9 protein-coding genes and 1 tRNA gene are annotated in these 13891 nt (G+C 72.2%); 7 read left to right on the top strand and 3 right to left on the bottom strand.

Annotated features, from left to right (window positions below):
• Nucleotides 1-67: 67 nt before the first annotated feature.
• The 7 genes from ACWDGI_RS22265 to ACWDGI_RS22235 all read left to right on the top strand — a co-directional run bounded on the left by ACWDGI_RS22265 (nucleotide 68) and on the right by ACWDGI_RS22235 (nucleotide 12520).
• On the top strand, nucleotides 68-1597 hold the full coding sequence (locus ACWDGI_RS22265) for a DUF7059 domain-containing protein (protein ID WP_450761547.1): 1530 nt from the start codon (nucleotides 68-70) through the stop codon (nucleotides 1595-1597).
• A gap of 736 nt (nucleotides 1598-2333) precedes the next feature.
• Complete coding sequence (locus ACWDGI_RS22260; RefSeq protein WP_450761545.1) at nucleotides 2334-2531, top strand: hypothetical protein; 198 nt, start codon at nucleotides 2334-2336, stop codon at nucleotides 2529-2531.
• Between the two features lie 255 nt (nucleotides 2532-2786).
• Nucleotides 2787-5609: a type I DNA topoisomerase gene (gene topA, locus ACWDGI_RS22255; RefSeq protein WP_450761543.1), complete on the top strand. Its 2823-nt coding sequence runs from the start codon at nucleotides 2787-2789 to the stop codon at nucleotides 5607-5609.
• A gap of 180 nt (nucleotides 5610-5789) precedes the next feature.
• Nucleotides 5790-9125 (top strand): dTMP kinase, encoded by a 3336-nt coding sequence (tmk, locus tag ACWDGI_RS22250; RefSeq protein WP_450761542.1) that lies wholly within the window; start codon nucleotides 5790-5792, stop codon nucleotides 9123-9125.
• A gap of 277 nt (nucleotides 9126-9402) precedes the next feature.
• A complete protein-coding gene (locus ACWDGI_RS22245) occupies nucleotides 9403-10608 on the top strand; it encodes a DNA polymerase III subunit delta' (protein ID WP_450761540.1) in 1206 nt (401 codons plus the stop codon).
• Nucleotides 10609-10735: 127 nt separating this feature from the next.
• Complete coding sequence (locus ACWDGI_RS22240) at nucleotides 10736-12337, top strand: alpha/beta hydrolase (protein WP_450761538.1); 1602 nt, start codon at nucleotides 10736-10738, stop codon at nucleotides 12335-12337.
• Between the two features lie 106 nt (nucleotides 12338-12443).
• A tRNA-Thr gene (locus ACWDGI_RS22235) sits at nucleotides 12444-12520 on the top strand.
• A gap of 59 nt (nucleotides 12521-12579) precedes the next feature.
• Here ACWDGI_RS22235 and ACWDGI_RS22230 read toward each other — a convergent pair.
• The 3 genes from ACWDGI_RS22230 to ACWDGI_RS22220 form a co-directional block, all read right to left on the bottom strand.
• Nucleotides 12580-12774 (bottom strand): hypothetical protein, encoded by a 195-nt coding sequence (locus ACWDGI_RS22230; protein ID WP_450761536.1) that lies wholly within the window; start codon nucleotides 12772-12774, stop codon nucleotides 12580-12582.
• Between the two features lie 243 nt (nucleotides 12775-13017).
• Nucleotides 13018-13170, bottom strand: coding sequence for a hypothetical protein (locus tag ACWDGI_RS22225; RefSeq protein ID WP_450761534.1), 153 nt, complete (start codon nucleotides 13168-13170; stop codon nucleotides 13018-13020).
• Nucleotides 13171-13283: 113 nt separating this feature from the next.
• Nucleotides 13284-13478: a hypothetical protein gene (locus ACWDGI_RS22220; protein ID WP_450761532.1), complete on the bottom strand. Its 195-nt coding sequence runs from the start codon at nucleotides 13476-13478 to the stop codon at nucleotides 13284-13286.
• Nucleotides 13479-13891 lie beyond the last annotated feature (413 nt).

Here is a 13891-nt window from a genome sequence, read left to right as displayed (position 1 = left end):
GACGGTCGTCCGTAAGGCCTCGGCCGCCGCGAGCTGAGGCGGTGGCCGGAAGGGGGCGCGGGCCACAATGGAGGGCGTGACTGACTCCGGCCTCGCCACCTTGCCCGCCTCCGACCGCCCCGACGTCGCCGCCCGGCTGCGCACCGCCCTGCTGGGCGCCTCCTTCACCGCCGACGGGCTCCTGGAACTCCTCGGCGCGCCCGCGTACGCGGCGCTGGCCCGCAGCGAGACGGTGCCCGCGCTCCGGGCCACCCGCGGGGACACACCGCTGGAGACGCTCGTCCGGCTGTTCCTGCTCCAGCAGCCCGTTCCGCACGCGCGCGTGGCGGACATGCTGCCCGTGGACGGCCTTCTGGAGAGCGGCTGGCTGACCCACGCGGGCGGCGACGAGGTCGCGGCCACCGTGGACGTACGGCCGTACGGCGGGCCCGAGGGCGAGGACTGGTTCATCGTCTCCGACCTCGGCTGCGCGGTCGGCGGCGCCGGCGGCATCGGGCAGCGCCACGAGGGCGTCGTCCTGGGTGTCGGCGGCGCGTCCACGACGCTGGCCGGCATCACCGTCCGTACGCCCGTCTCCGCCGCCCTCGACCTCGGCACCGGCTCCGGGATCCAGGCGCTGCACGCCGCCCAGCACGCCACGCGCGTGACGGCGACCGACCTCAACCCGCGCGCGCTGCACATCACGGCGCTCACGCTGGCGCTGTCCGGCGCCCCGGCGGCCGACCTGCGCGAGGGCTCGCTGTTCGAGCCGGTCAAGGAGGGGGAGTCGTACGACCTCATCGTGTCCAACCCGCCGTTCGTGATCTCGCCGGGCGCCCGGCTGACGTACCGGGACGGCGGGATGAGCGGGGACGATCTGTGCCGCTCGCTCGTTCAACAGGCCGGGGAGCGGCTGGCCGAGGGCGGGTTCGCGCAGTTCCTCGCCAACTGGCAGCACGTCGCGGGGGAGGACTGGCAGGACAGGGTCAGGTCATGGGTGCCGCGTGGCTGCGACGCGTGGATCGTGCAGCGCGAGGTGCAGGACGTCAACCAGTACGCCGAGTTGTGGCTCCGGGACTCCGGCGACCACCGCGGGGACACGGCGGAGTACCAGGCGCGGTACGACGCGTGGCTCGACGAGTTCGAGGCGCGCAAGGTCAAGGGCGTGGGATTCGGCTGGATCACGCTGCGGAAGACGGCGGCCGCCGTGCCCTCGGTCACGGTGGAGGAGTGGCCGCATCCGATCGAACAGCCGCTCGGTGAGACGATCCGCGCGCACTTCGAACGCCTCGACTATCTCCGCGAGCACGACGACGCGGATCTGCTCGAAGGTCACTTCAGGCTCGCCGTCGAGGTGGTCCAGGAGCAGGTCGGGCTGCCCGGCGCCGAGGACCCGGAGCACGTGGTGCTGCGCCAGCACCGCGGGATGCGCCGCGCGACCAAGGTGGACACGGTGGGCGCCGGGTTCGCAGGGGTGTGCGACGGCTCGCTGAGCGCGGGCCGGATTCTCGACGCCATCGCCCAGCTGATGGGCGAGGACCCGGTGTTGCTCCGCGACCGCACGCCCGCACAGATCCGGCTGCTGGTGGAGCAGGGGTTCCTGGAGCCGGCGAGCTGACGAACGGTGAGGCCGGACCGGGCGGCCGCGCCCGGTCCGAGGGCGCGGCTTCCGTTCCGTTGCACGGCAGGACGGGGCGGAGCGTACCTGGGCTGCCAACCGACCCGCGGGACGCATGAGTGGGTGTCATGCCGGGTCTGCCGACCCGGGCGTACCTGGTCCGCCGACCGACCCGCGGGACGCATGAGCGGGTGTCATACCCGGTCTGCCGACCCGGGCGTGCCTGGTCTGTCGACCGATCCACGGGACGCACGAGCCGGTCGTCATGTCGGGTCCGCCGGCCGCGCCATGCCGCGCCGCTACGCCGTGGCCGCCCCGCCCCGCCCCGCCCCGCGCCGTCCGCGCCGTGCCGTCCGCGCCCCCCGACCCGCGCCGTCTGTCCCGGCCCGGGACGCGCAGGCCCCGGCAGGGCGCTGCCCGGGCATTCCGGCCGCACCGCATCTGCCCCGTCCGCCCTGCCCCGTCCTTCCCGTCCTCTCCCGCCCCGGCCGGGACGCGTAGGCGCCGGCAGGGCGCTGCCCGGGTGTTCCGGCCATCGCCCGGACGCGCCGGGAAAGGAAAAGGGCGGGAAAAATGTGGCGAGAATGTTCGCCTCGTAGTCAGTCGGTCGTATGTTCGAGAATGGGGAGGTGTCCCGTTCACCTTGATTTCGCCCTCCCGCCTCCCGCCCGCCGTCCGCCCGTGTCAGTCTCCCGGCGCTGGGCAGTCGCGGACGGCAGGGAAGGGGCCGCGGGTCATGGAGAACGGACCGGCGATCTTCGCGGGGGCGGTGTTCGCCCTGTTCGGAGGCGCACTGCTGGTGTGGACCGGCATCCGGGTCCGGCGTGGTGAACCCGTCGCCCAAGGTGTGAGTCAGGTCGCATCGGCGACCCTTGCGAGCCTCGCCGCGGTGATCGCGCTGGGCCTCGGTGCGTACTGCCTGACCCGCCTCTGAGGACACCGTTCCGGTAATCGGAGCATCACGCTCCGGACAGGGCCGAGAGAGCGGCCGGGGACTCCGGGCGGCAGGAATGGCGGTAGTCGGGTTACCGTTCGAGTGGCCGTTGTGGGCTTTTCCCGTTTGACACGGGGGCGGGATGTACCGTCACACTCCGCAGCGTCACCAAGTGAGCGGGCATCCGTGCCCGTGCCACGACCCCGGGAGCAAGGCCTGGGGAGGCCCCAGCGTCGACCGGAGAGAAGAGCGAAGTTGTCCCCGACCAGCGAGACCGCACAGGGCGGCCGCCGACTCGTCATCGTCGAGTCGCCTGCCAAGGCGAAGACGATCAAGGGCTATCTGGGCCCCGGATACGTCGTCGAAGCGAGCGTCGGGCACATCCGTGACCTTCCCAACGGCGCCGCGGAGGTGCCCGAGAAGTACACCGGCGAGGTCCGGCGCCTCGGCGTGGACGTCGAGCACGACTTCGAGCCGATCTACGTCGTCAACGCCGACAAGAGGGCGCAGGTCAAGAAGCTCAAGGACCTGCTGAAGGACTCCGACGAGCTCTTCCTCGCCACCGATGAGGACCGCGAGGGCGAGGCCATCGCCTGGCACCTCCTGGAGGTCCTCAAGCCCAAGGTCCCGGTCAAGCGGATGGTCTTCCACGAGATCACCAAGGACGCGATCCGCGAGGCCGTCGCCAACCCGCGCGACCTGAACCAGCGCATGGTCGACGCCCAGGAGACCCGCCGCATCCTCGACCGCCTCTACGGCTACGAGGTCTCGCCGGTCCTGTGGAAGAAGGTCATGCCGCGCCTGTCGGCCGGCCGTGTCCAGTCCGTCGCGACCCGGCTCGTGGTGGAGCGGGAACGCGACCGCATCGCGTTCCGTTCCGCCGACTACTGGGACCTGACGGGCACCTTCGCGACCGGCCGCGCAGGCGACCCCTCGGACCCGTCCTCGCTCGTCGCCCGCCTGCAGGCCGTCGACGGCCGGCGCATCGCCCAGGGCCGTGACTTCGACTCGCTCGGGCAGCTCAAGAGCGCGAACATCCTCCACCTCGACGAGGCGAACGCCCGTGCTCTCGCCGCCGCTCTGGAGAACACCCGGTTCGCGGTCCGCTCCGTCGAGTCCAAGCCGTACCGGCGCTCGCCGTACGCCCCGTTCCGTACGACGACCCTCCAGCAGGAGGCCAGCCGCAAGCTCGGCTTCGGCGCCAAGGCCACCATGCAGGTCGCGCAGAAGCTGTACGAGAACGGCTACATCACCTACATGCGTACGGACTCCACGACGCTGAGCGACACGGCCGTCGCCGCCGCCCGAGCCCAGGTCACGCAGTTGTACGGCGCCGACTACCTGCCCTCGTCCCCCCGCGTGTACGCCGGGAAGGTGAAGAACGCCCAGGAGGCGCACGAAGCGATCCGCCCCTCGGGTGATCGTTTCCGCACTCCTGCGGAGACCGGCCTGACCGGCGACCAGTTCAAGCTCTACGAGCTGATCTGGAAGCGGACCGTCGCCTCCCAGATGAAGGACGCGACCGGCAACAGCGTCACCGTGAAGATCGCCGGCACCGCCGCCGACGGCCGGGACGTCGAGTTCAGCGCCTCCGGCAAGACGATCACCTTCCACGGCTTCCTCAAGGCCTACGTCGAGGGCGCCGACGACCCGAACGCAGAGCTGGACGACCGCGAGCGCCGGCTGCCCCAGGTCGGCGAGGGCGACGCGCTCTCCGCCGAGGAGATCACGGTCGACGGGCACTCCACCAAGCCCCCGGCCCGCTACACCGAGGCCTCGCTGGTCAAGGAGCTGGAAGAGCGGGAGATCGGCCGCCCGTCGACGTACGCGTCGATCATCGGCACCATCCTCGACCGCGGCTATGTCTTCAAGAAGGGCACGGCCCTCGTGCCGTCCTTCCTCTCCTTCGCCGTGGTCAACCTGCTGGAGAAGCACTTCGGCCGGCTGGTCGACTACGACTTCACCGCCAGGATGGAGGACGACCTCGACCGCATCGCCGCGGGCCAGGCCCAGGCGGTGCCGTGGCTGCGGCGCTTCTACTTCGGCGAAGGCGCGGCGACGGGCGGTGCGGCCGACGCCGGCAACGGCGACGGCGACCACCTCGGCGGCCTCAAGGAGCTGGTGACCGACCTGGGCGCGATCGACGCGCGCGAGGTGTCGTCGTTCCCGGTGGGCAACGACATCGTGCTGCGGGTCGGCCGCTACGGTCCCTACGTCGAGCGCGGCGAGAAGGACTCCGAGGGCCACCAGCGCGCGGACGTGCCGGAGGACCTGGCGCCCGACGAGCTCTCCGTCGAGCTCGCGGAGGAACTGCTCGCCAAGCCGAGCGGCGACTTCGAGCTGGGCGCGGACCCGGAGACGGGCCATCAGATCATCGCCCGTGACGGCCGTTACGGCCCGTACGTCACCGAGGTGCTGCCCGAGGGCACCCCGAAGACCGGCAAGAACGCGGTCAAGCCGCGCACGGCGTCGCTCTTCAAGACCATGTCCCTGGACACGGTCACCCTGGCGGACGCGCTCAAGCTGATGTCGCTGCCGCGCGTCGTCGGCGCCGACGCCGAGGGCCAGGAGATCACCGCGCAGAACGGGCGCTACGGGCCGTACCTGAAGAAGGGCACGGACTCGCGTTCGCTCACCTCCGAGGACCAGCTCTTCACGATCACCCTCGAAGAGGCGCTGGCGATCTATGCCCAGCCCAAGCAGCGGGGCCGCGCCGCCGCCAAGCCGCCGCTGAAGGAGCTGGGCACGGACCCGGTCAGCGAGAAGCCGGTCGTGGTGAAGGACGGCCGCTTCGGGCCGTACGTCACCGACGGGGAGACCAACGCGACCCTGCGCTCCGGCGACAGCGTCGAGGAGATCACCCCGGAGCGCGGCTTCGAGCTGCTCGCCGAGAAGCGGGCCAAGGCGCCCGCCAAGAAGACGGCGAAGAAGGCGCCCGCGAAGAAGACCGCGGCCGCCAAGAAGGCCGCGCCCGCGAAGAAGACGGCTGCCAAGAAGACCGCCGCCAAGACGACGACGGCCGCGAAGAAGACGGCCGCCAAGAAGGCGACGGCTTCCAAGGCGGCCGCGGAGGACTGAGGCACCCTCAGGTACCCATACCGGAGGTACCGGTTCTTGTCGGCCAGGCCGGTCCATATCGGTCACACCGGTTCACACCGTCTTCGCAATGCGAACGCCCCGGCATCAACTTGGTGTCGGGGTGTGCGTACCTGTGGACGGTCGCGACGGGCTGTCGGCGGCTGCCGATAGGCTGAAAGCATGACGCCAGCCGAGCAGCCAACGGCCCCCCAGACAGAACCGGACGACGCACTGGTAGCGGATTCCCGCGAACGCGCCGTCCGCTCGCTGCTGCGCCGACCCGAGCTGAGGCGGTTGTGGAGCGCCCAGCTAGTCAGCGGTGTGGGTGACACGCTGGCGCTTCTCGTGCTTGTCGTGCTCACGCTTCAAGCGGCGATCGCGCAGGGTTCGTTCGGCGGCGGCTACCGCGGTGTGGCGTTCGCGGTGGCGATCGTCTTCGGGGTCCGCATTCTGGCCACCCTGCTCTTCGGTGCGGTCCTGCTGGGCCCGCTGACCACACTGACCGCTCAGGACGGCCCGCTGGACCGGCGCTGGACCATGGTCGGCGCCGACGGCCTGCGGGCCGCCCTGCTGATCATCGCGCCCCTGTGGATCGACTGGACACCGGAGAACGCCCCGGCGGTGCTACTGGTGACGGCCTTCGTCACCGGAGTCGCCGAGCGCTTCTGGACGGTCTGCCGGGAGAGCGCGGCCCCCGCGCTGCTGCCCGCCCCGCCCCCGGAGGGCGCGACGGTACGACCGCTGCCGGACCACCAGGACGCACTGCGCCGCCTGTCGCTGCGGACGACCTTCCTGGCCGTCCCGCTCGCGGCCGCCGCGCTCGTCGTCGCCTCCCTGGTCAACAACCTGCTGGGCACGGGCATCGAGTGGTTCGCCCAGCACCAGGCGGCCCTCGGGTCGTACGTGGCGGCGGGTCTGTTCGCCGCCTCTCTCTCGGTGCTGGTCTACCTGGAGGTGCCCGGCACGCGCACCCCGCGCGCGCGGTCGCCGCTGGAGGGCCTGCGTCGCCCCAAGGCCGGCGCCGGCACCGACCGGGGCCGTACCGGCGCCATCCCGCTGCTGGTGACGGCCTGCGCGGCCGTCGCCGGTGCCATCTCCGCCGCGGTCGCCGTCTCCGTGCTGCACGCCAAGGACCTGGGCGGCGGCCCGGTGCTGTACGGCCTGCTGGTGCTCGCGCTGACCGGCGGGGTCGCCGTCGGCATCCGTACGGCGCCCGCGCTGCTGCCGACGCTGTCCCGCCGTCGGCTGCTGTCGCTGGCGATCGCCTTCACCGGCATCGCGCTGCTGGCCGGCGGCCTGGTCCCGGACGTCACCACCGTGCTGCTGATCGTCGCGCTGGGCGGCATCGGCGCGGGCGTGGCCGCCAACACCGGGCACACCCTGCTCGACCAGGAGACCGAGGACTACCGCAAGGCCCGCACCGCCGAGCATCTGCACGCGGTCGTCCGGGTCGCCATAGCGCTCGGCGCGGTGATCGCGCCTCTGGTGGCCGCCCTGATCGGGCCGCACCGGATGGAGAACGGCAAGTTCGTGTTCGCGCACGGCGGCGCCGCGTTCACCCTGATGCTGGTCGGCGCGCTGCTGCTGCCGGTGGCCGCGCTGGTCCTCGCCAAGGTCGACGACCGCGCGGGCGTACCGCTCCGGCACGACCTGCGTGACGCGCTGCTCGGCGGCGACGACCCGGCGCAGGTTCCCACGACGAACGGTTTCTTCATCGCCCTGGAGGGCGGCGACGGCGCCGGGAAGTCCACCCAGGCCGAGGCTCTCGCCGAGTGGATCCGCGCCAAGGGGCACGAGGTCGTCCTCACCCGCGAGCCCGGCGCCACCCCGGTCGGCAAGCGGCTGCGCTCGATCCTGCTCGACGTCTCGTCCGCCGGTCTGTCCCACCGTGCGGAGGCGCTGCTGTACGCCGCCGACCGCGCGGAGCACGTCGACACCGTCGTCCGGCCCGCCCTGGAGCGCGGGGCGGTCGTCATCTCCGACCGCTACATTGACTCCTCGGTCGCCTACCAGGGCGCCGGCCGCGACCTGTCCCCGACCGAGGTCGCCCGCATCAACCGCTGGGCGACCGACGGACTGGTCCCGCATCTGACGGTCCTGCTGGACGTGGAGCCGGAGACCGCCCGCGAGCGGTTCACCGAGGCACCCGACCGGCTGGAGTCGGAGCCCGCCGAGTTCCACGCGCGCGTGCGGGCCGGTTTCCTGACCCTGGCCGCCTCCGACCCCGGCCGCTACCTGGTCGTCGACGCCGGCCAGGAGCCCGAGTCGGTGACCACGGTCATCAGGGCCCGGCTCGACACCGTGCTGCCGCTGTCCGAGGCCGAGGTCAAGGCCGCCGAGGAGGCTCGCAAGGCCGCCGAGGAGGAGGCCCGCCGCAAGGCCGAGGAAGAGGCCGCGCGCAAGGCCGAGGAGGAGCGCCTGGAGCGGGAGCGCCAGGAGCAGCTCGCCAAGCTCCGTGCCGAGGAGGAGGAGCGCAAGCGCCGCGAGCTGGAGGAGGCGCAGCGGCGTGAGGCCGAACGGCAGGCGGAGGAGGCCCGGCTGCGTGCCGAGGAGGCCCGTCGCCGTGCCGAGGAGGAGCAGGCCCGGCTGCTCGCCGAGGAGAAGGCCCGCGCGGAGGCGGAGACCCGCCGCAAGGCCGAGGACGAGCGCCGCCGCCAGCAGGCCGAGGAGGAGGCCCGGCTGCACGCCGAGGCCGAGGAACGGCGCCTGGAGAAGCAGCGCAAGGCCGAGGATGCCCTGCTCAAGGCCGAGCAGGCGCGGCGTGCCGCGGCGGAGGCGGCGGCCGCGGCCGACGTGGCCGCCCGGGAGTCGTCCGCGCCCCGGCCGACCGCGCCCGGGGTGACTCCGGAGGCGACGACCATGCCGACGCCGGTGGTGCGGCCGGACGACGAACCGCCGGCGGCGCCGAGGCGCGCGGTGGACGAGACGGCGGTGCTGCGGCCCGTGCGTGCGGACCGAGAGCCCGCCGCCCGGGAGTCCGAGTCCGAGGTGACGGCGCAGCTCCCGCAGCCGCCGGCGGGGGCGTCCGACGAGACCGCGGTGCTGCCTTCGGTGGCGCCCGGGGCCGTGGACGAGACGGCGGTACGGCCGCCCGTGGTGCCCGGCGCAGCGGACGAGACGGCCGTGCTGCCTCAGGTGCGCGCGACCGACGAGACCGCCGTACTGCCTCCGGTGCGCGCGACCGACGAGACCGCCGTACTGCCTCCGGTGCGCGACGACGCCACCGCTCCCGCCAGCACCCCGGCGGACCGGGTGCCGCCCGGTTTCTTCCGGGACGAGCGGTCGGGCGGGTCGGAAGGGGCGGACGGGAACCCCGACGGCTCCGAGGGCCGTACGCGCGAGCTGCCGCAGGTCGACGACGACGGTACGGCCCGGCGGCAGCGCCCCCGGCCCGACTGGGCCGAGGAGACCCCGCTGGACGACCTGCCGTCGCTGGCGGACGAGCTGCTGGGGTCGTACGAGGAAGAGGAGCGCGACGACGAGCGGGGCCGCCGGGGTCGCGGGCGGCGCGGCTGACCCGGTCTCGAGGCCGGAAACGTTCCTACGGGGGCGGTGCGGGTCGGGGTGCCGACCGGTGCCGCCCCCGTGGCCGTCGGTGCGGGGCCTGCCGGTGTGGGGCCTGCCGTTGGCGCGGAGGCTGCCGGTGCGGGACCTGTCGAGGCGGGGCCTGCCGGGTGTGGAACCCGTTGTCAGTGGGCGCCCGCACAATGGAGGGCGAGGCCACGGAACCGGTGGACTCCGGATCCGGAATCAGGGATCAGGACGCGTGACGCACGGAAGGGCGGCGTGACCCATGACCGTATGGGACGACCTCGTCGGGCAGGAGCGGGTGAGCGAGGTGCTCACCGCCGCCGCTCGGGACGCCGACGCCCAGGTCACCGCCGCCGCGGCCGACCAGCCGCTGCCGGAGACGTCGAAGATGACGCACGCCTGGCTCTTCACGGGCCCGCCCGGTGCCGGCCGGAACCAGACGGCGCGGGCCTTCGCCGCCGCCCTCCAGTGCGTGAGCCCCGACCGAGCCCTCGGCGGAGTCCCCGGCTGCGGCTTCTGCGACGGCTGTCACACCGCCCTGATCGGCACCCACGCGGATGTCAGCTCGGTCGCCGCCGTCGGCTCGGAGATCCTGGTCAAGGACATGCGCGACACGGTCCGCAAGTCCTACACGTCCCCGGCGACCGGTCGCTGGCAGATCATCCTCGTCGAGGACGCCGAGCGGCTGAACGAGAAGTCGGCCAACGCCGTCCTCAAGGCCGTCGAGGAGCCCGCCCCCCGCACGGTCTGGCTGCTGTGCGCGCCGTCGATCGAGGACGTGCTGCCCACGATCCGCTCCCGCTGCCGCCACCTGAACCTCAGCACCCCCTCGGTGCAGGCGGTCGCCGACATGCTCGTACGGCGCGAGGGCATCGAGCCGGCGGCGGCCGCGGCCGCCGCCCGGGCCACCCAGGGGCATGTCGACCGGGCCCGCCGGCTGGCCACCGACCCGGCCGCCCGTGCGCGCCGTGCCGCCGTGCTGAAGCTGCCGCTGCGGCTGGACGAGATCGGCGCGTGTCTGAAGGCCGCCCAGGAGCTGGTGGACGCGGCGGCCGAGGACGCCAAGCAGCTCGCCGAGGAGACGGACGGCAAGGAGACCGAGGAGCTGAAGGCGGCGCTCGGCGCGGCCGAGGGCGGGCGGCTGCCGCGTGGCACGGCGGGCGTGATGAAGGACCTGGAGGACATGCAGAAGCGCCGCCGTACCCGAACCCAGCGGGACAGCCTCGACGTCGCCCTCACCGACCTCACCGGCTTCTACCGCGACGTTCTCGCCCTCCAGCTGGGTTCCAGGGTCGCGATCGCCAATGGGGACGCCGAGGACGCCCTGGACCGGCTGGCCCGGGCCGGCTCGCCCGAGTCCACCCTGCGCCGGATCGAGGCGATCGCCGCCTGCCGGGACGCCCTCGACCGCAACGTGGCGCCGCTGCTCGCGGTGGAGGCGATGACGATGGCGCTCAGAGCGGGCTGAGCGGGGGAGCCGCCCGTGGCCGACGGGGTGAGCGGGGGAGTCGGCCCGTGGTTGACCGGCGTCACCCGTACGAGCCACAACCAACACGCACCGCACGGAGATCATCTCTCAGCGTTACGCTCGATTGATGCACATCAGGCGAACCCTCCGCCGTACCCGGACCCGGACTCGCATCAGCGCCCTGACCGCGGGGGCTCTGCTGTCGGCCGCCGCCCTGCTCGTCTCCGCGTGCTCCGCCCCGGAAAGCGCGTCGACATCGGCCTCGGCCGGTATCGCCCAGCTGGCCGCGCTGCCCCGCTCGACCCCGTCCGCGCTGGCGCCGTACTACGACCAGAAGCTCAGCTGGCGCAGCTGCGGCGTCCCCGGCTTCCAGTGCGCCACGATGAAGGCCCCGCTCGACTACGCCAAGCCCGGCGCGGGTGACGTGCGGCTGGCGGTCGCCCGGAAGAAGGCGACCGGCAAGGCCAGGCCGCTCGGTTCGCTGCTGGTCAACCCGGGCGGCCCGGGCGGCTCGGCGGTGGACTACCTCCAGCAGTACGCCGGCATCGGCTACCCCTCGGAGGTGCGGGCGCGCTACGACATGGTCGCGATGGACCCGCGCGGAGTCGCCCGCAGCGAGCCCGTCGAGTGCCTCGACGGACCGCAGATGGACACGTACACCGAGACCGACGTGACGCCCGACGACCGGAAGGAGACCGACGAACTGGTCGGGGAGTACAAGAAGTTCGCCGAGGCGTGCGGGACGCACTCGGCGGAGCTGCTGCGCCATGTCTCCACCGCCGACTCGGCGCGCGACATGGACATCCTGCGGGCGGTGCTCGGCGACCCGAAACTGAACTACGTGGGGGCGTCGTACGGCACGTTCCTCGGCGCGACCTACGCGGGGCTGTTCCCGGAGCGGGTCGGACGGATGGTCCTGGACGGCGCGATGGACCCCTCCCTGTCCGCGCGCCAGATGAATCTGGAGCAGACGGCGGGGTTCGAGACGGCGTTCCAGTCGTTCGCGAAGGACTGCGCGAAGCGCACGGACTGCCCGCTGGGCCCGAAGGGCAGCTCACCGGCGCAGATCGCGGACAACCTCAGTACGTTCTTCCGGAAGCTCGACGCACACCCGATCCCGACCGGCGACGCGGACGGCCGCAAGCTCACCGAGTCCCTCGGCACCACGGGCGTGATCGCGGCGATGTACGACCAGGCGGAGTGGGAACAGCTGCGTGACGCGCTGCACGCGGCGATGAAGGAGAACGACGGCGCGGGCCTGCTCGCGCTCTCCGACAGCTACTACGAGCGTGATGCCGACGGCCGTTACTCGAACCTGATGTTCGCGAACGCCGCGGTGAACTGCCTGGACCTGCCGCCCGCCTTCACGGGCCCCGAGCAGGTCGAGAAGGCGCTGCCCCAGTTCGAGAAGGCGTCGCCGGTGTTCGGCGCCAACCTGGCGTGGGCCTCGCTGAACTGCACGTACTGGCCGGTGAGGGCCGCGGGGGAGCCGCACCGCATCGAGGCGAAGGGCGCGGCCCCGATCGTCGTGGTCGGCACCACCCGTGACCCGGCGACGCCGTACCCCTGGGCCCAGTCCCTGGCCCGCCAGCTCACCTCGGCCCGGCTCCTCACCTACGTCGGCGACGGCCACACCGCATACGGCCGGGGCAGCACCTGCATCGACTCGGCGATCGACGCCTACCTCCTCAAGGGCACCCCGCCGGCGAACGGAAAGCGCTGCTCATAGCCCTGCGCACGCCCCGGGAGCCCCGCTGCCGGGGCGTGTCCCGAGCACCCCCGGAAACTGTGTAGACTTACCGACGTCGCTGATCGCACCATAGTGCGGGCGACGCGCCGCCTTAGCTCAGATGGCCAGAGCAACGCACTCGTAATGCGTAGGTCTCGGGTTCGAATCCCGAAGGCGGCTCCACCCAGAACCCCGGTTCGGACTCTTCCGAACCGGGGTTTTCCCGTTCCGGGGAGCTCGGATCAGAGATCGGTCGGTGCGGAGTTCCTGAGTTCCGGGAGGCGTTGGGCCAGGCGGGTGCCGAGGGCCGCGTGGCGGAACTGGTAGGTGCGGCCCAGTTGGATGAGGGCGTCCCAGGTGTGGAGGGCGTCCAGGTGGGTCCCGATGCGCCAGGGGAGGCGGCCGTGCGGGGCGTGCCAGGTGTGGCTGACTGTCACCGGGATGGAAGCGGTGTGGCAGGAGGCCAGGATCCAGCCGATGGCCAGGCCGAAGAGGACGCCGTGGTGGAGGTGGTTGTACCAGAGCAGCAGCCCGGCGAGGATCCCATCGGCACGCCGAGGCAGAGACCGAAGACCACGATCAGTGTGGTGCCGTAGCTCCAGCCGAACTGGAGGGTGAGGAAGACCCCGGCCAGACTCGCAGGTGAGACGCGGCAGCAGCAGGAGTACGGCTGTGAAGGCTCAGCCCAGTTCGAGCGCGTCGATCACCCCGCCGCGCAGGTCGATCAGGGCGGTGCCGACGGCCGCCACCCCAGCCGCCCCGGCGGCACCGGTCAGCAGCTCCGCCGGCGGCCAGCCGGACGGGCGAGGCTCGCTGTCACGCAGCATGCCCATGGTCAGTACGGTCGTGAAGCCGATCGCCGTGGCCCCTCCGGTCGGCCAGCCAGGCGGCACGGTAGGCGGCCCGCGGCGCGCTCGGCAGGTTCCCTCCTGGACCCAGATCAGTCTCAGGGTGTCCTTGCGCTCGTGGGCCAGGATCTCGTCCAGTCCGGCGGTTCCGGGGTGGGACCGGCCTGCGGTGCCAGTACCGCGTAGACCGTGTACGCCAGGCTGAGCAGTGCGACCGCGGTGGTCAGCCGGCGTTCCGGCTCGGCGACCAGGAGGATCGCGCAGGGGATCGATATCAGTGACAGTCTTGCCATTTTCGGCGCTTCGGACCACCGCCCGCGTAACCGGTGCAGATGTCTTCGCATGGTCCGTCCCCATTCACGTCCTGCGGCCCTGTCCTGCGATGACATGCCGTCAGCATGTGCCGACACGGCGTCATGTGCGAGGTCGGCATGGCGTCATGTGCTGGGATGTCATGGCTTGCGTGATGTCGTCATGTTCCGTCGTCATGTTCCCTTCCCGGTGGGAGCGCGGATCCCCTCGTTCCGGCAGGCGAATCGAACGAAGGAGAGGCCTTTCGGGTGAGGGAACTTATGGTCGGCGAAAATAGTCGATCAAAACATTGTCAAAGCCGACACAAAGTGGACCCATGCCCGGAGCTTTGGGGTATCTGAGGCAACATCCTGGTGAACGGTGAGTGTCCCTCGGTCAGGCGCGGGCACCGCCG

The organism is Streptomyces sp. NPDC001220 (assembly GCF_053597895.1).
The sequence above is the reverse complement of the archived record's forward strand: the minus strand, read 5'-3'. Positions and strand labels throughout refer to the sequence as shown.

What these genes read in the sequence shown, in the direction of transcription:
- ACWDGI_RS22240 (WP_450761538.1), top strand. Translation starts at nt 10,736, where the DNA reads ATGCACATCAGGCGAACCCTCCGCCGTACCCGGACCCGGACTCGCATC.
- ACWDGI_RS22245 (WP_450761540.1), top strand. Translation starts at nt 9,403, where the DNA reads ATGACCGTATGGGACGACCTCGTCGGGCAGGAGCGGGTGAGCGAGGTG.
- ACWDGI_RS22260 (WP_450761545.1), top strand. Translation starts at nt 2,334, where the DNA reads ATGGAGAACGGACCGGCGATCTTCGCGGGGGCGGTGTTCGCCCTGTTC.
- ACWDGI_RS22265 (WP_450761547.1), top strand. Translation starts at nt 68, where the DNA reads ATGGAGGGCGTGACTGACTCCGGCCTCGCCACCTTGCCCGCCTCCGAC.
- ACWDGI_RS22225 (WP_450761534.1), bottom strand. Translation starts at nt 13,170, where the DNA reads ATGGGCATGCTGCGTGACAGCGAGCCTCGCCCGTCCGGCTGGCCGCCG.
- ACWDGI_RS22220 (WP_450761532.1), bottom strand. Translation starts at nt 13,478, where the DNA reads ATGGCAAGACTGTCACTGATATCGATCCCCTGCGCGATCCTCCTGGTC.
- tmk (WP_450761542.1), top strand. Translation starts at nt 5,790, where the DNA reads ATGACGCCAGCCGAGCAGCCAACGGCCCCCCAGACAGAACCGGACGAC.